Origin of the sequence: Paraburkholderia sp. RL17-368-BIF-A, assembly GCF_046054045.1 — a bacterium.
Classification (GTDB): domain Bacteria; phylum Pseudomonadota; class Gammaproteobacteria; order Burkholderiales; family Burkholderiaceae; genus Paraburkholderia; species Paraburkholderia graminis.
On record NZ_JARESN010000002.1, the window covers coordinates 346,420 to 362,434 of the forward strand.

General features: G+C 59.7%; 14 protein-coding genes. 11 read left to right on the forward strand and 3 right to left on the reverse strand.

Going from position 1 to position 16,015, the window contains the following annotated elements:
• The first annotated feature begins 30 nt into the window (after positions 1–30).
• The 5 genes from P0D87_RS04665 to P0D87_RS04685 all read left to right on the forward strand — a co-directional run bounded on the left by P0D87_RS04665 (position 31) and on the right by P0D87_RS04685 (position 6,208).
• The gene (locus P0D87_RS04665) at positions 31–954 is read left to right on the forward strand and encodes a branched-chain amino acid ABC transporter permease (protein ID WP_053860714.1); all 924 of its coding nucleotides are present in this window, start codon (positions 31–33) and stop codon (positions 952–954) included.
• A complete protein-coding gene (locus tag P0D87_RS04670; RefSeq protein ID WP_053859212.1) occupies positions 951–2,732 on the forward strand; it encodes a branched-chain amino acid ABC transporter ATP-binding protein/permease in 1,782 nt (593 codons plus the stop codon). The genes P0D87_RS04665 and P0D87_RS04670 overlap by 4 nt, the downstream gene beginning before the upstream one ends.
• Before the next feature lie 13 nt (positions 2,733–2,745).
• A complete protein-coding gene (locus P0D87_RS04675; protein WP_053859211.1) occupies positions 2,746–3,456 on the forward strand; it encodes an ABC transporter ATP-binding protein in 711 nt (236 codons plus the stop codon).
• Between the two features lie 43 nt (positions 3,457–3,499).
• Complete coding sequence (locus P0D87_RS04680; protein ID WP_053859210.1) at positions 3,500–4,189, forward strand: EthD domain-containing protein; 690 nt, start codon at positions 3,500–3,502, stop codon at positions 4,187–4,189.
• 150 nt (positions 4,190–4,339) lie between these two features.
• Positions 4,340–6,208 carry a CocE/NonD family hydrolase gene (locus tag P0D87_RS04685; protein ID WP_171799959.1) on the forward strand — a complete coding sequence of 623 codons (1,869 nt, stop codon included), beginning with the start codon at positions 4,340–4,342 and terminating at the stop codon, positions 6,206–6,208.
• Positions 6,209–6,337: 129 nt separating this feature from the next.
• Here the strand turns inward: P0D87_RS04685 and P0D87_RS04690 are convergent, their stop codons facing one another.
• The 3 genes from P0D87_RS04690 to P0D87_RS04700 all read right to left on the reverse strand — a co-directional run bounded on the left by P0D87_RS04690 (position 6,338) and on the right by P0D87_RS04700 (position 9,796).
• Positions 6,338–7,351: an EthD domain-containing protein gene (locus P0D87_RS04690; protein WP_053859208.1), complete on the reverse strand. Its 1,014-nt coding sequence runs from the start codon at positions 7,349–7,351 to the stop codon at positions 6,338–6,340.
• A 267-nt stretch (positions 7,352–7,618) separates the two neighbouring features.
• The gene (locus P0D87_RS04695) at positions 7,619–8,749 is read right to left on the reverse strand and encodes an alkene reductase (protein ID WP_053859207.1); all 1,131 of its coding nucleotides are present in this window, start codon (positions 8,747–8,749) and stop codon (positions 7,619–7,621) included.
• A 54-nt stretch (positions 8,750–8,803) separates the two neighbouring features.
• A complete protein-coding gene (locus tag P0D87_RS04700) occupies positions 8,804–9,796 on the reverse strand; it encodes an LLM class oxidoreductase (RefSeq protein WP_053859206.1) in 993 nt (330 codons plus the stop codon).
• Between the two features lie 93 nt (positions 9,797–9,889).
• Between P0D87_RS04700 and P0D87_RS04705 the strand changes: the two genes are divergently transcribed.
• The 6 genes from P0D87_RS04705 (at position 9,890) to P0D87_RS04730 (ending at position 15,957) form a co-directional block, all read left to right on the forward strand.
• Entirely contained in the window at positions 9,890–10,813 is a 924-nt protein-coding gene (locus tag P0D87_RS04705) for a LysR family transcriptional regulator (protein ID WP_053859205.1), read from the forward strand.
• Between the two features lie 467 nt (positions 10,814–11,280).
• Entirely contained in the window at positions 11,281–12,135 is an 855-nt protein-coding gene (locus P0D87_RS04710) for a MurR/RpiR family transcriptional regulator (RefSeq protein WP_006046906.1), read from the forward strand.
• 109 nt (positions 12,136–12,244) lie between these two features.
• Positions 12,245–13,318 carry a C45 family autoproteolytic acyltransferase/hydrolase gene (locus P0D87_RS04715; RefSeq protein WP_053859204.1) on the forward strand — a complete coding sequence of 358 codons (1,074 nt, stop codon included), beginning with the start codon at positions 12,245–12,247 and terminating at the stop codon, positions 13,316–13,318.
• A 5-nt stretch (positions 13,319–13,323) separates the two neighbouring features.
• Positions 13,324–14,652 (forward strand): aspartate aminotransferase family protein, encoded by a 1,329-nt coding sequence (locus tag P0D87_RS04720; protein ID WP_053859203.1) that lies wholly within the window; start codon positions 13,324–13,326, stop codon positions 14,650–14,652.
• A gap of 76 nt (positions 14,653–14,728) precedes the next feature.
• Entirely contained in the window at positions 14,729–15,283 is a 555-nt protein-coding gene (locus P0D87_RS04725) for a carboxymuconolactone decarboxylase family protein (protein ID WP_053859202.1), read from the forward strand.
• 248 nt (positions 15,284–15,531) lie between these two features.
• Positions 15,532–15,957: an OsmC family protein gene (locus P0D87_RS04730; protein WP_029965723.1), complete on the forward strand. Its 426-nt coding sequence runs from the start codon at positions 15,532–15,534 to the stop codon at positions 15,955–15,957.
• The last annotated feature ends 58 nt before the right edge of the window (positions 15,958–16,015 follow it).

A 16,015-nucleotide genomic window follows, 5' to 3' on the forward strand; every position in this document is an offset into this window, starting at 1 on the left:
CCGCAAGTGCCGTCACAGCGGAGAACACTCATCATGGAAGCTATCTTTCAGGCGTTAATCAGTGGATTGGCGGTGGGCGGCGCATACGCGCTTGTGGCGCTGGGCTTCAGCATTACGTTCACTACGACGAAAACGCTCAACTTTTCTCACGGCGAGTTTGTATCGAGCGGCGCATTCATTGGAATGAGCGCGATGCTGCTGCTTTTGGGAAAGCCAATCACCTCGACGACTTTCGGTGGGGCCGTTCCTGGCGTGAGTGCACAACTGTTGGCGCTGGTTGCCGCACTCGTGGTGATGGGCGCGCTCGGATGGCTCCTGTATGCCGTCGGCGTGCGTCCTTTCGCAAAGCAGCCTGGGATGGCGTGGGTCATGAGCACCCTCGGCTTCGGCGTGGTCTTGGACAGTATTGGGCTTGCCATCTGGGGGCCCAAGCCGGTTGTGGTTCCGTCGCCTGTGGGCGACTCTGTGATTCATCTCTTCGGAGTCGGCGTGCGCCCGCAAGAGCTAATTCTTCTGGCGGTGGCCATCTTCGTGATGATTGTATTCGACATCGTCATGCGAAAGACAATGGTCGGCAAGGTGATGCGCGCTGTCGCTGCCAATGGCAACGTCGCGAGCCTGATGGGCATCAACACGAATGCTGTGATGATTGGAGCCTTCGTGGTGAGTTCGGCGTTGGCTGGTCTCTCTGGCTTTCTCATTGCTCCCATCACTCAGGCTTCTCTGTTCATGGGCCTGGCTATTGGCCTGAAGGGCTTCTCGGGCGCGATGGTGGGCGGCCTGAATAATCCCCGCGGTTGCGTTATCGGTGGTTTCGCGCTCGGAGTTTTCGAGTCGACCGTCAATCTATGGCAGGCCCAGTGGCGCGAGATTGCGGTGTTCGCGGTGGTAATTCTTGTCCTGGCTTTCAAGCCGACAGGCCTCTTTGGCAGCCGGCTCGTGGAGAAGGTATGAAAAAGTACAGCCACATAGCAGGCGTATGTGCCATCGCGGTCGTGCTCGGCGCCGCCGCGCTCTCCATCGGAAACGACTATTACCTGCACATTGCGTTCATGATGTGCGTCTACTACCTGTGTGCCGCTGGCATGAATGTCCTTGTCGGCTTCGCGGGGCAGAAGTCGCTCGGTCAAGCGGGACTGTTCGGAGCGGGAGCGTATGCAGTCGCACTTCTCACATCGCAGACGGAAATCAACCCGTGGGCGGCCATGGCCATCGCAACGGCCACCTCGGGCGTCTGCGGGGTGCTCATCGCGCTGCCGTCGCTTCGGGTCAAGGGCCCGTACCTGGCCATGGTCACACTCGCGTTCGGCATCGTTGTGGAACGGCTGGTCAGCGACTGGACAGACGTGTTTGGCGGAGCCCAGGGCATCTACGGGATTCGTAGCCCGGAAATAGGTGGGCAGCCGATGTCGCTCGGTCAGTGGGTGTGTGTCGGACTTGTTTTTTGCGCGGTTACTCACCTGTTGCTTCGCAACCTGCTGAATGGAAGGTTTGGTCGTGCGTTCCTTTCGCTTCAGGCTGACGAAATTGCATCGTCGTCGGTGGGCGTTCGCGTCTATCGAGGCAAAGTGATTGCGTTCGTGATTGCAGCGGTGACGTGTGGACTTGCTGGCGCAATGGTCGCTCAGCAAAACCAGTACATCAATTCTGATTTCATATCGTTTCAGCTCTCCATTTTCATCCTGCTGCTCGTTCTTTTTGGCGGAGCGGGAACGAAGCTTGGACCCGTGGTCGGCGCAATCGTCCTGACGTTGCTCGACGCACTTCTTGCACGTTGGCCTTCGGTTCAGCACACGCTGTATGGGCTGCTTCTCCTGTTTGCGCTCTATGTGATGCCCGGGGGCGTTGTCGGCGCGCTGTCCAAGCGGGTCGGGCGCGAGAGTCAAGACTCGAAGGAAGAATACGCTACCGCGGGCGGGCACGTTACGACGCTCTTGCGCGGCGGCCGGGCGAACAGCGCAGAACTGCTGACAGTCACGAAGCTCTCGAAAGCATACGGTGGCGTGAAGCCCGCTCAAGAGATTTCATTCGCGTTGAAGCGAGGTCATATCCACGCGCTCATCGGCCCGAACGGTGCCGGCAAGAGCACGATGATTAACATGTTGACGGGCGTTGTCCGTCCGGATAGCGGGTCGATTCGCTTTAACGGGAAGGAGGTTGGTGGAAGCGCGGTTTATTTCATCTGTTGCATGGGGATGGGACGTACCTTCCAGAACCTGAGACTCTTCGCCGACTTGTCGGTTCTTGACAACGTAATGCTTGGTCGGCACAGCCGGATGAAGAACGGCTTGTTTGCCTCCTTGTTCGCGACTCCGAAGGCGCGTCACGAGGAGGAAACCACGAGGCGACGTGCCCGCGAGCTGCTTGAGCTGGTTGACCTAGGTCACCTGGCGAGCCGTCCCGCAGGGAGCCTGCCGTACGGCCTGCAACGTCGGGCCGAACTCGCCCGTGCACTCGCCACCGAACCGGAACTGCTACTGCTGGACGAGCCGGCAGCGGGTTTGAACCCACAGGAAACGGCGGAGCTGGGAGAGCTGCTTCTTCGAATCAGCAAATTCGGCGTCAGCGTCCTGATGGTCGAGCACCACATGGACCTCGTCATGTCGATTTCCGACCACGTCATCGTGCTCGACTACGGCATCAAGATTGCCGAAGGCAAGCCTTCAGACGTCCAGGTTAACCCCCGCGTTGTCGAAGCGTATCTCGGCGTCGACGAAGCTGAAGCTGCGTGAGAGAGGAGCAATGATGCTCAAAGTCGATTCAGTAATGGTCTCGTACGGTGCGATTCATGCGGTGAAGGGTGTGAGCCTCGAGGTAAAGGAAGGCGAGGTCGTCACCATCATCGGCGCGAACGGTGCAGGGAAAAGCAGCCTTCTCAAGAGCATCGCGGGGTTGCAGCCGGTCACCTCTGGCCGCATCACGGTTGGCGGCCGCGACTGCACGCAGTTGCCGGCCCACATGCGCCTTGGTTTGGGGATTGCATTGTCCCCCGAGGGGCGGGGCGTTTTTCCCGACCAGACCGTGCGTGAGAACCTTCTTCTCGGAGCCTATTCCCGCAAGCAGCCGATGTCCGCGACCGAAGCGGCGATCGAGCGTGAGTTCGACCGGTTTCCACGTCTTCGCGAACGCCAGAACCAGCTTTCGGGAACGCTTTCCGGGGGCGAGCAGCAAATGCTCGCAATTTCGCGCGCCTTGATGAGTCAGCCGCGCATGCTTCTTCTCGATGAGCCTTCGTTGGGTCTGGCTCCCCTGGTCATCCGCGACATTTTCGATGCCATCCGTAGTCTGCGCGAGGAGGGTCTCACCATTCTGCTGGTTGAGCAGATGGCGAAGCAGGCCTTGGGCGTTGCTGACAGGGCATACGTGCTCGAGGTTGGCAACATCACGCTCGAGGGCTCTGGGCGCGACTTGCTGAACGACCCAAAAGTCAAAGCGGCATATCTGGGCGCACATTGACAGCGCCGACCTTTCGACCTGAAGTCACAACACTGGAGGATTGATGAGCACGGTGCGCATGGGGCTTATTTCAAAGAAGCCCGAATGGTCGAACGATGAGTTTTACAAGCATTGGCTCGACCATCACGGTCCGTTGGTGAAAAACGCAGCTGGACTTAGTCAGTATTGGCAGAACCACATTGTCGACCGTGTTCAGCGGGGAATCGACTTCCAACGGGAGCCGTGGGAATTCGATGGTTTCTCGCAACTGTGGATTTCGGACCCGGACAAGCCATTCGGCGAGGGGGAGCTCCCGCAAAGAATCATCGAAGACGAGAATCATTTTCTCGGCCGCCTTCATATCCTGACCGTCAAGCAGACGACGGTCGTGGAAGTGCCGGAAGACGCGTCTCGTGCGAAGCTGAAGAAGCGGATTTCTCTCATCCGCCGGCGCCCCGAGCTTTCGGAACAGGACTTTCTGAACGAGTGGAAAGTACATGCGGATTTCGTTCGCACGATGCCCGGCGTCAAAGGCTATCGGCAGAACGCGGTAGCGCAGCGACAGCTACAGAAAGGCATACCCTGCGGTTACGAAGCCCTGCCCATCGATGGGGTCGTTGAGTTCTGGTTCGAAAGCACTGATTCGCTACAACAGGCGTTTGAATCAGAAGTCGGATTGAAGACGATGGAACATGCGAAAACATTTCTCGCCGGCATCACCGCGTTCCTTGTCGAGGAGCACCGAATCATCTGACACCGCTGGACTTGTGTGACTGCCCGCGTCCCGGCCACGGCGCGTGCTGCCGTTGTGGCGATGGTGCAAGTGGATTACATCATTGTAGATGAAGTTAGGAATGCATAATTGTCTTATCTAATGATTGGCGAGACACCGATGGAGGTCGATATGAAACGTTCAGGTCGTGCAGCGCTGCTTGCAGCCGCGGCAATTCTGTTATCCGGCACGGCGGTTTCCGCGCTTGCGTCCACGCCTTTTCCGGGTGGAGTATGGAGCCCGGGTAATCCGACTTACGGGACGGCATTAGACAAAAGCATCCCGGTCACCATGAGCGATGGAACAGTGCTGATGGTCGACGTGTCCTACCCCACCGACTTGCATACCGGTGCTCGGGCGAAGGGTCCGTTCCCTGTCATCCTCACTCAAACGCCATACCTTGGGAATCCGTCCACGGCTGGTGATTACTTCGTTCAGCGCGGCTACATCTATGTGACGGCATCGGTCAGAGGGACTCGAAACTCAGGCGGGGAATTTTCGTTCTTCGGCAGCGACGGGAAAGATGGCGCCGAGATAGTCCAATGGGCCGCCACCAAGCTGCAGAATTCAAACGGCAAGATTGCTCTGCAAGGCGGTTCCTGGTCAGGACTCAACCAATACACGACGGCGCTGGCAGCCGGAAAAAATTCACCAATCAAGGCTCTAGCGCCTTTTTGTGCAGGGGCAGAGTTTTACCGTGAGACATACTTCGCGGGCGGTATCCCTACACAAACTGGCCAGTTCCCGCTAGGTTTCGGAGCGGCGGTTGGTAACAATCATGGCGCGACCGCATACGGCCAGGCCATGGTCGATGAAATCAACGCGGGTGGTCCCAGGGCTTATGACAGGGATTTTTGGAAGGTGCGCTCTCCCGGCACGTTCGCTCGTCAACTCGCAGACCTCGACATTCCGACGCTCATTTGGAGCACGCACCAGGACATTTACGCTGAGAGCTCTATGTCCATGTACGCATATTTGCAGAACGCGAGAAGCGGCCAGTACGTGTACGGGCCTATGCGTCCGAATCAGGATGTCACTGGCCGCTATCAGGTGATTATCAGCCAGGGCGGTCACTGCCAATTTGACGAGCAGACGACTGGGCAGAACATTGCAAACAACATCACGCTGGAATGGTTCGACACCTGGCTTAAAGGCAAAAAGACGGGGATGGCCGATACGAAGCAGCCGGTCCACGTCCACGAGTTGATTTCCAACAACTGGATTAGCACCGCGGCTTACCCCGTTGCACCTGTGTACAAGCAATACTTTCTGACGCCCCGGGGAGCTTTGTCAAAGAAGCCTTCGAATCAATCGGCCGAAGTTAATCTACTTTGGGCGCAGCCAGGTGCCGGGAGCACGGCCCAATTTGATGGCCCGATTCTGAAAAAGGGAGCGACGCTTGCCGGCCCGATGAGCGCGTCATTCTATGCCTCGTCGACCACGCCGAATCTGGAACTTATCGCGACGGTGCAGCTTGTCGGTGCCGATGGGACCGTCACACCACTTTCCAATGGCACTGTCCTCGGGAGCCTCTCGAAGAATGACCCGAATCGGTCCTGGCTAGATAAAAACGGAGTGCCGGTAAAGCCGTATGGCGAGTACTTCGCTGACCACTATGTGCCAGCGGGCAACATTCGACGGTATGACTTTGTCATCTCGCCGAAGTTTGCTGCCATCCCCGCGGGAAGCAAGGTCCGCCTCATCGTCAGCACCCAGACTCCGTCGCAGCAATCGAATGGCATAACTTCTTCGCCGCCGGCTAACTCACAATGCTCGCCGGTACTGGGCACCGATGCATGCTTTCCTACGCACCCTCAGGTGGTGGCATTGACGGGAAGTACCGTGTCGCTCTACGTCGGCTCGACCCTTCCGTCGTCTCTGAATCTGCCTTTGCTGAAAGCTGGCTGCTTTAAGTCTGAAGGCAATACCAGCCTCCCGTATTGGGACTCCGATGCGGGGAAGAAGGACGGGCCCGTCTGCCAGGAGGCAGACGACGACTGAGTGTTATTCGCTGCGGCAAGCGGTTCGGCCCTGTCCTTAAGGACGGGGCGTTTCTCGAAAGGGAAAATCTTCGATTACAGGCCGGCCACGTGAGTCCGGCCGGTCGCTCCATCGCTGCAGCGGCATTCGTTACGTGGTGCGGACCTCAGGGAAGATGCGGTTGACAATCATCATGCCGATGGTGGTCCAATATTCGGACTCTGCTTGCTCAGTCTTCAGGGACTCGTGCTCCACAATACCCGCGTTCATCTCGCTCACCAGAAAATCCTCGAGGTCTCTTAGGCTTGAGAAGCTCATCAGACTTATTCCGTCAAGCGTCGCTGCCTCAGGGTGAAAAAACGGCTGGCCCGGTTCTCGGCCACCGATGTTGTGAAGCTGGGCATAACGTTTGACCAACTGACTGCCTTCGCAGCGACTGCTGACATAGGGGCCATGGTCCTCGAGCCACCACTGCTGGAACGTTTCCCGTGCCTCGCTTTTTCGACGCACATGAAGCTTGACCAATGTGACTGCTTCATTTCCCGATTCGCTGGGAATGATGATGTGCTGTCGAGCAAGTACCGGCGCGATGTCACGAAACATCGTCAAGTCCTCGGGAAGAATCTTGGTGCGCACCCGCTCGTTAGCGAAGACAGCAGCGATGTCGTCGATGCTCTCAAAGTTGAGATACGCGACGCCGTCCCAGCGCGGCCGTTGATAGGGTTCGATGTGTCCCAGAATTGTCGGCCAGAGTTTTCCATTTTCGTCGACTGGGGCACGATACGGGGGCGCGTTAAAGCTCGTTGGCCCTGGAGCGAATCGATGCAGTTGCTCATAACGCAACAGTCGCTCTAAGCTGCGGTCATTGCCCTCTTCGATGTGTGTGAAACGTACTCCATGCACCTTTCGCCAATACTCCCCCCAGTGCTCGAAGCTGACGTTTGGATTACTCTCGAAACCAATGGCGGAAGGGTTTTTCGCAGGGTCTCGTAATGGATGGCCAGACTTGTCGAGCGTGTAACCGTCGCCCACTCGACGCACGCCGATTGGAGTCGTGTCCGCACGGGAAAGCAACGAAAAGAGAACTGTCAGCGGCCCGCTTCCACTTGGTCGAGTTTGGACGTAGGGCGGTCGAAACAGCTTTTCGACAACGAAGTTAGACATGGGTGACCTTCGGACGATTTGAAAGACAAAAATGGGAAGCGAGACGTCTACCGCAACCAAGCTGACATGTCGCCGGGCAGCGCCCTTTGTTCGATACACGTGAGCGGCATTAAGGCGAAACCGGCGGAGACTCCACGCCGACACACTGACGAACGTTCATTTTGATTTCATTGTCATTCCTGTCCGTGACCTGGGTCCCGGCCTGGAAGATGGAGTCTTGAAGTCTGTCGAGTTCGATAACCCTCGCATCTGGCGCCACGATTGCCTTCAAGATGGAACGTAGGGAGCGTAATCCACGTAACCCTCTGCGCCGCCACCATAGAAGGTCGCCGGATTTGCGGGGCTCAGTGGCCAATCATTCTGAAGACGGGCAACGAGGTCGGGGTTGCTGATGAATGCTGCGCCGAATGCGACGAGGTCGATGACGTCATCGTCAATCGATTCCTCCGCAAGTTCTCGCGACATACCCCCTGCAAGAATGAGCGCAGTATGCGGCAGATGGCCTTTCATGAGACGCAGGAGGTCCATAAATCCTGACTCGGCTTCCGGTTCTAGAGCGTTGTCCAGGCGCGAGTATCCAGACTGATTCATGACGTGAACATACGCGAGCTTTTGCTTCCCGATTTCGCGGCAGAGCTCAGTGTATGTCGCATCAATGGCCGGATAGAAGGGCATGTCGAATAGCTTGCCGTAGGGGGAAATTCGAATGCCGACCCGCTCAACACCGATACGTCCAGCAACGGCATCGATGACTTCGAGGGTGAAGCGCAACCGATTCGCAATGTTGTTGGCTGAGTAGCAATCGCTCCGGTCATTGACGAGCGGGTTCATGAACTGCTCGAACAGATAGCCGTTCGCGCCATGAATTTCGACTCCGTCAAACCCCGCCTTCATAGCATTCTCGGCAGCCCGAGCGAAATCTTGGACGATACGCCGAACTTCCTGCGTCTCGAGCTGACGAGGCGTGGGCGTGTCTACGGAGTTGGGCTTCCCGCTATCGTCGTAGGCGAAGGCCTTCGCGTTCACTGCCTGTTTGGAACTGGCGCTGACGGGGGCCTTCCCATCGTGCTGAATCGAAGGGTGGGAAACGCGACCGACGTGCCAGAGCTGCGCGAAAATCTTTCCACCGGCGGCGTGAACGGAATTGGTAGTCAGGCGCCAGCCGGCAACTTGCTCCGGCGTGTAAATGCCTGGGTTGAAGAGATAACCCGTTCCTTCTCGCGAAATCGATGTGCCTTCACTGACAATTAGACCAGCAGTCGCGCGCTGCGTGTAATAGAGGGCAATGCGTTCATCAGCGACTTCGCGCGTCGCGCGTGCTCGCGTGAGCGGAGCCATGACGATGCGATTCTTTAGTGCGGTGCCAGAGAGATTGAATGGTTCAAAAATGGTTTTCATAGATGGGTTTGTGCGACCGTGTCCGGGAGTTAGCGTGCTCTCGGATGCACTTCGTTAGTGCGAAGGGAAGTGCGGAAGAACTTCCGAAGCGAGCTCATCCATCAGCTCGGCATACGGGCGGCGACTAACCTTGGGATTGAGCGCGATATGATTTACGCCTGCCGCTTGAGCATCGTGCAGAAAGTTCGCAAGGCCCTTGCTCCCGGCTCGAAATCCGCCGCGCGTGCGGATAAGCGGCTCATTCTGGTCCTCTACCAGGTCGAGGAAGCCACCTATACCAAGAGGCTTGAATTGTCCGGAGCCGCATGTCTCTTCAACCTGAACGTGCCATTGTTTCGCGAATGATGGCAGCCGTTCGGGCACCGGCGAGGAGCCAATGAGTCCGTCCATGTTCTCAGCAATCCAGGCCAGGCTTTGTTGTGCTCGCCCGATTGCAACAGTCGGCGTCCTACCGAATGGTGGCTTCGGTACAAGGTCGTGCGTCCCACTCGAGCTTCCGAATCTAAGCGAAGAGAACCGGGGAAAGTCCTCCTGCAGTACTTTCGTGAAGACATCAAAAGCATCACGGAAGCGCTCGCCTCTCGAGTCGAAGTCGATGCCGAAGAGAGGGTACTCGGCCGGGCGGTCGCCAGACGAGAGCCCCAAGACCATGCGCCCGCCCGACAGCTGGTCAAGCGAAGCTATCTGCTTGGCAAGAATCAACGGCTCGCGCATTGGCAGGACAATTCCTGCTGTCCCCAGCGCTATCTTCTGAGTGAAGGCAGCGAGATAGGCGATGTATGGGATGGGGTCGAAGACCTGACCAACATCGCCGTAGTCTGGGTCATAGAACGGGACGTCGCGCATCCAGAGGGCAGCAAAGCCGAGATTATCGGCTTTCCGAGCCATCATAACGTGGTCTCGCATCGTCGGCGCCGGCCTGTCGGGATGGGTTTCAAGCGGCAGAATCAGGCCGACGGTCAACTTCTGTCGCGAAAAGAGCCGCGCATAAGCGGGCTGCTCCGAAAGCTGGGCGCGGCTTAAGCCCTGCTCAACGTTGGCGTTCATACGTGTTCTCCATGTTGCCTCCATTCTAATTTCGTCCGAAAAGGCCAGTAACCGCCTAAAATTCCACTTACTTCATCCCTCGATTCTTAAACGATGTCGAAAGATAGATTCGATGGACTCAGCGAGTTCGTCCTGTCAGCCCAACAGGGGAGCTTCACCGCAGCCGGCGCTCGGCTTGGTTTGACCAGCAGCGCGGTCGGCAAGGCCGTCACTCGGCTAGAGGGACGTATTGGGGCCAAGCTGGTTCATCGAACCACGCGGCGTCTCACCCTAACGAACGAAGGAGAGGCTTACCTGGCCAGCTGTCTGCGCGTGCTCGAGGATTTGGACGAGACGGAGAGCTTTTTGGCCACAGGGCACCAGGAGCCGGTGGGTCGAGTCAGAATTGAGTTGCCGGCCACCTTTGGCCGGCGTCACGTGCTTCCGTCGCTGCTCGAACTTTCGCGCCGCTATCCTCGGCTGGACATTTCGGCGAATTTCAGTGAACGGCTGGTCGACCTTATCGCCGAAGGAGTCGATGTTGCAGTTCGAATCGGCCAATTGAAGGATGACGCTGACATTGCCGCGCGACGACTCGGACAACAGCGTCTTGTGATTTGCGCCTCACCTCGATACTTTCGAGAACACGGGCGACCTAAAGACAAGGCAGACCTGCTTCTGAATCACGACTGTATTGCGGGGTTGCAACGAAGTCGCCGGTCCGCGTGGCTGCTTCGAAATGACGCTGGCGAGTTTGAGCTCACGCCGGTAAGAGCGCGGCATGAGTGGGGAGACGGTGAAGCGATGCTCAATGCTGCGGTAGCAGGTTGCGGAGTGGCTCAGCTTCCAACTTGGCTTGTAGGTGCGCATCTGCGCAACGGGGACCTGATTGAAATCCTCAGGGAATGGTCTGGTGGAGAGATGCCGGTTCATGTCATCTGGCCGAGAACAAAATATGTTCAACCACGAGTCAGAGTGGTGATTGACGAGCTCATCCGGTTGTCCAACGACGTTAGCTCCGGGTTCAGCCCTTGCTGACCGCCGACATCGTGAAAAGACAATATTGAGAGTGTCGATCTGCAAATCAGTAGGTTATAGGACTTCCTCGCAGGCCAGTTTTGTTTGCAAGCGCTTTGGCCTAACCTATTGGTTGCACGGCGGTTGGCGTTGGCAGAATTTCCGTTCGACGATCGTGCTCTCGCTTGTAAACAGTGCAACAGCCGTGCGGCGTAGTTTGGTACATGTTTGGGTGCGTCACTGTCCGCTCGGAAGGCGTGCTTTCGAATCAACGAGCTACGGCACTCAGGCCAGTTTGGATTTCGAATCCTGGTCTGATCTGGCGACCCCTAGGCCAGTTGATTTTGCGAAGTTTTGCTGGGACAACTTGCATTGCGACCGGACAGGTATTGTTTGCGAGCCATCACCGCACCCCCCACCGTGCTTCAGCCCCACCCCCCGGTGGTAACATTTGTTGTCGCCTCTACAACCCTTCGCCGGACCATCGCATGCCAGACAGTTTCGACCAGCTCGCCGCCCTGATCCGGGCGCGCTTCTCCGAACTGAGTCCGCAATTCCAGATGGGCGCGGGCTTCCTGCTCGATCATCCGGACGAAGTCGCGGTCTCGTCGATGCGCAAAGTCGCCGAGCGCGCGCAGGTGCAGCCGGCGTCGCTCGTGCGTCTTTCGCAGCAGCTCGGCTTTCCTGGCTGGAACGAATTGCGCAACCTGTTCGTCGCACGCGTGCGCACGCGGCCCGAGCCGCTGACAAGCCGCGCGCGCTCGCTCGTCAAATCGAAAGACGCGCTCGCCAATGATCTGCTCGTCGCGCAGCAGCACAATCTCGAAGTCACCGCGGCGCACAACGGCCGCGCAATCGTCGAGGCGGCGCGGCTCTTGCGACGCGCGCCGCATGTTCATGTCGCCGGTTTCCGTTCGTGCTACTCCGTCGCCTTCGGGCTCGTGTACGGCTACCGGTTCTTCCGCTCGTCGGTGTCGCTGCTCAACGGCGAGGCCGGCACGCTGGAAATGCAACTGCGCACCGTGGAGCGCGACAGCGCCACCATCGTGATCAGTTTCGCGCCGTATTCCGTCGAAGCCGCGCGCGTCGCCGAAGCCGCGCTCGAAAAGGGCAGCAAGCTCATTGCGATCACCGACAGTGCCGTGTCGCCCATCGCGCTCAATGCGGACAAGGTGTTGATCTTCTCGCACGAAAGCCCCTCGTTCTTTCCGTCGCTCGTGGCGGCCACGGCGATCGCCGAATCGCTGGTCGCGCATCTGCTCGCACTCGAAGGCGCCGACGCCGTCGAGCAACTCGGCATCGCCGAACAATCGCTGCACGCGAAGGGCGCTTACGTGCCTTGATTTCCGTTCCTCGACGACCGGTGGTGTCGTTTTATCCTGTTTGACAACAAATGTTGTTTCAACGTATAAATGCGTACCGATTGTTGAGTGAGCGGGAGCGGTGCGATTCATGCGAAATCTGCAAGTAGTGGAGATAAAAGGCGAGCCGTATGAAATCGGCTACGCCCTCGGCGAACTGGCAAGGCCCGTGTTCGCCGATTACATGGCACAAAGCAGCGCGTGGCGCGCGGTCAGCCGATGGCGCGGCGCGTCCTTCGTAGCGGCGCTGCGCGACGCGGCCCGTGTCCACTTTCCAGCGTTGCTGACCGAACTGGAGGGCATGGCGGCGGGCCTGCGCTGGCCTGTCGAAGACGTCCTGCTATGGAACTGCCGTGGCGAACTGATTCATCACGTGCCCGACGGCTGCACGACGCTCGCCGCCATTGGAGCCGATGCACGCCTCATCGCCCATAACGAAGACGGCGATCCTTTCCTGCGCGAGCGCTGTGTATTGGTCGACGTGCAGCCCATCGGCAAGCCGGGCTTCGTGAGCTTCTATTACCCAGGCTCGCTGCCCGGACATACGTTCGCGGCGAACCGCGCCGGCCTCGTGCAGACGATCAACAACTTGCGTATTCGCACGCCCACGGTCGGCGTGCCGCGCATGATTCTGGCGCGGGCCGTTCTCGACGCCGGCTCGCTCGACGAAGCGCTGCACACGCTGCGCACTGCGCCGGCTGCGAGCGGCTTTCATCACACGCTCGGTTGCACCGGAGACCCGCGCGTGTTCAGCGTTGAGGCCACCGCGCAGCGCTGCTCGGTGCAAAGCGTCGGCACGCGCGCCGGTCACGCGAACCATATGATTCACGCGGGCTGCGAAACGCAGGCGCAGATCGTCACCGAGTCGTCTCGCGACAGGCAGCTTCGCGTGGATGCGCTGTTGCGCGCCGCGGCCGGTCCGCTGAATGGAGACGCGTTGCTGGCCATGCTGCACGATCGCGCGGCTGCGGGCTTGCCGGTCTATCGCGACGATCCCTCCGATCCCGACGACGAAAACACGTTGGCCACCGCGCTCTTCGAAATCGGCAATGCAGGCGTGTCGATGCAGGTCGTGCGCGACGGCCAGCGCGTCTTCGACACGTTCATTCCCCGCACGGCGCCTCAGTCCGCTTCCTCATCGAGCGCCGCCATTCTTCATAAGTGAAAGCCATGTCCACCGTATTTCATCGTTCGCCGAAGCAGTCGTTGCCGATTGCCGTTGCCGGCGACGGCATCGAGATCATCGACTCCACCGGCAAGCGCTATATCGACGCATCGGGCGGCGCCGCCGTGTCGTGCCTCGGCCACAGCAACCAGCGCGTGATCGACGCGATCAAACGGCAGGCGCAACAGTTGCCCTACGCGCACACGTCGTTCTTCACGACGCAGCCCGCCGAGGAACTCGCGGACCGGCTCGTCGCCGCCGCGCCGCAAGGTCTCGAGCACGTGTATTTCGTGTCGGGCGGCTCGGAGGCAATCGAGGCCGCGCTGAAGCTCGCGCGGCAATACTTCGTCGAAAAGGGCGAGCCGGGCCGGCGTCATTTCATCGCGCGGCGGCAGAGTTATCACGGCAACACGCTCGGAGCGCTCGCGATTGGCGGCAACGCGTGGCGGCGCGAGCCGTTCCTGCCGATGCTGATCGAAGCGCATCACGTGAGCCCGTGTTACGCATATCGCGAGCAGCGCGCGGACGAAACCGACATCGAATTCGCCCAGCGCCTCGCCAATGAACTCGAGCAGAAGATTCTCGAACTCGGCGCCGATTCGGTGGCGGCTTTCGTCGCGGAGACAGTGGTCGGCGCGACGGCGGGCGCGGTGCCGCCGGTGCGCGAGTACTTCCGCAAGATTCGCGCGGTGTGCGACCGCTATGGCGTGCTGCTGATTCTCGACGAAATCATGTCGGGCATGGGCCGCACCGGCTACCTGTACGCATGCGAGGAAGACGGCGTCGCGCCGGACGTCCTGACCATCGCCAAGGGACTTGGCGCCGGTTATCAGCCGATCGGCGCTGTGCTCGTGAGCGAGCGGATCTATCGGGCTATTGTCGGCGGAACGGGCTTTTTTCAGCATGGCCACACGTACATCGGTCACGCGACCGCGTGCGCCGCCGCGCTCGAAGTGCAGCGCGTGATCGCCGACGACAAGCTCTTGCCCAACGTTCTCGCGCGCGGCGAGCAATTGCGCGGGCTGTTGCGCGAGCACTATGCGAAGCATCCGCATATCGGCGACGTGCGCGGGCGCGGGCTTTTTGTCGGCGTCGAACTGGTCAGCGACCGCGAGACCAAGGCGCCTTTCGACGCAAGCCTGAAGCTGCATGCCGCGATTCGCCGCGAAGGATTCGCGCGCGGCTTGATGGTGTATCCGATGGGCGGCACGGTCGACGGCAAGATCGGCGATCATGTGCTGCTCGCGCCGCCGTTTATCTGCACCGCGCGCGACATCGACGAAATCGTGAGCCGCCTCGCCGATGCGATCGACGGCGCGCTGGCCGCGATCTGAGCGCAGGCCCCGCCCGCCGCGGTTGCAATCGTCCGCTGCGATTGCCTTCATTTTCACCAGAGAGAGAAAGACCACCATGACCGAGCGCCTGCCCGCCTTCCAGCTATCCGATGCGACGCCCGAACAAAAGGCCGTTCTCGACGAGATTTTGTCCGGGCCGCGCGGCAACCTGAACGGACCGTTTCTCGGCTGGATTCATAGCCCGGAACTCGCGCAGCAGGCGCAGCGCCTGGGCGCGTTCTGCCGCTATCGCACGGGCTTGCCGCTGCGTCTGTCCGAACTCGGGATTCTCGTGACGGCGGCGCGCTGGCAGGCGCAGGCCGAGTGGTACATCCACTATCCGATTGCGCTCGAAGCGGGCGTGCGCGAAGCCGACGCGGAAGCGATCCGCAACGGACTGCAGCCCGACTTCGAAGACGCGGACGACGCGCTTATCTACGACTTCGCAAGCGAACTGTACGACACGAAGCGCGTGTCCGACGCGACGTATGCGAGGGCGCTCGCGCGCTTCGGGCATGAGGTCGTGATCAATCTCGTCGGGCTTCTCGGCTACTACGCGCTCGTCGCGATGACGCTCAACGTGTTCGACATGCGCGCCAACGGGCAACAGAATCTGCCGTTCGCCGAATAGTTTTTTTCGTCGGCAGCGTGACGGCTTGGCGGCCGTATCGCGCCAGGCCGTCGCGGGCGCATGGACACCTTCACGGCATTGGCACACGGAACCGCCTATGATGAAGGTCGGTCCACGTCCGCGCCCGTCACGCAGCGCCGCACTCGCGACCGACGCCTCAAGCCGCGGAAACCTCGGGCTGGACCGCCGCGGCGGTACTCGCGATCAGTCGTGCAGCGTGCGAAGCAGGGCACAAACAGGAGAGAACGATGAAGCGCAAGGCATCAGCAGTCTGGCAAGGCGGTCTGCAAGACGGCAAGGGCTCCATTTCCACCGACAGCGGCGTCCTCAAGGAGACTCAATATTCGTTTTCCACGCGCTTCGCGGACGGCATCGGCACGAATCCGGAAGAGCTGATCGCGGCCGCGCATGCGGGCTGCTTCTCGATGGCGTTGTCGGCGGAACTGGGCAAGGCGGGCATCACGCCGGAACGTATCGGCACGACCGCAACCGTTTCGCTCGACAAGGACGGCGGCGGCTTCACGATCACCGCCGTGCATCTGGACGTCGCGGTGAAAATTCCCGGCGGCGACAAGGCTGCGTTCGACAAAGCCACCGCGGACGCAAAGGCGGGCTGTCCCGTGTCGAAGGTGCTGAACGCGACCATCACGATGGACGCGAAGCTCGAAACCTGAGCGGACCTCGGCACGCGGTTAGCGGCGAGCGATGCCGGCGCGCATTGCATCGCCTCGC

What these genes read in the sequence shown, in the direction of transcription:
- P0D87_RS04680 (WP_053859210.1), top strand. Translation starts at nt 3,500, where the DNA reads ATGAGCACGGTGCGCATGGGGCTTATTTCAAAGAAGCCCGAATGGTCG.
- P0D87_RS04695 (WP_053859207.1), bottom strand. Translation starts at nt 8,749, where the DNA reads ATGAAAACCATTTTTGAACCATTCAATCTCTCTGGCACCGCACTAAAG.
- P0D87_RS04725 (WP_053859202.1), top strand. Translation starts at nt 14,729, where the DNA reads ATGACCGAGCGCCTGCCCGCCTTCCAGCTATCCGATGCGACGCCCGAA.
- P0D87_RS04675 (WP_053859211.1), top strand. Translation starts at nt 2,746, where the DNA reads ATGCTCAAAGTCGATTCAGTAATGGTCTCGTACGGTGCGATTCATGCG.
- P0D87_RS04730 (WP_029965723.1), top strand. Translation starts at nt 15,532, where the DNA reads ATGAAGCGCAAGGCATCAGCAGTCTGGCAAGGCGGTCTGCAAGACGGC.
- P0D87_RS04685 (WP_171799959.1), top strand. Translation starts at nt 4,340, where the DNA reads ATGAAACGTTCAGGTCGTGCAGCGCTGCTTGCAGCCGCGGCAATTCTG.
- P0D87_RS04710 (WP_006046906.1), top strand. Translation starts at nt 11,281, where the DNA reads ATGCCAGACAGTTTCGACCAGCTCGCCGCCCTGATCCGGGCGCGCTTC.
- P0D87_RS04705 (WP_053859205.1), top strand. Translation starts at nt 9,890, where the DNA reads ATGTCGAAAGATAGATTCGATGGACTCAGCGAGTTCGTCCTGTCAGCC.
- P0D87_RS04715 (WP_053859204.1), top strand. Translation starts at nt 12,245, where the DNA reads ATGCGAAATCTGCAAGTAGTGGAGATAAAAGGCGAGCCGTATGAAATC.
- P0D87_RS04670 (WP_053859212.1), top strand. Translation starts at nt 951, where the DNA reads ATGAAAAAGTACAGCCACATAGCAGGCGTATGTGCCATCGCGGTCGTG.
- P0D87_RS04690 (WP_053859208.1), bottom strand. Translation starts at nt 7,351, where the DNA reads ATGTCTAACTTCGTTGTCGAAAAGCTGTTTCGACCGCCCTACGTCCAA.
- P0D87_RS04700 (WP_053859206.1), bottom strand. Translation starts at nt 9,796, where the DNA reads ATGAACGCCAACGTTGAGCAGGGCTTAAGCCGCGCCCAGCTTTCGGAG.
- P0D87_RS04720 (WP_053859203.1), top strand. Translation starts at nt 13,324, where the DNA reads ATGTCCACCGTATTTCATCGTTCGCCGAAGCAGTCGTTGCCGATTGCC.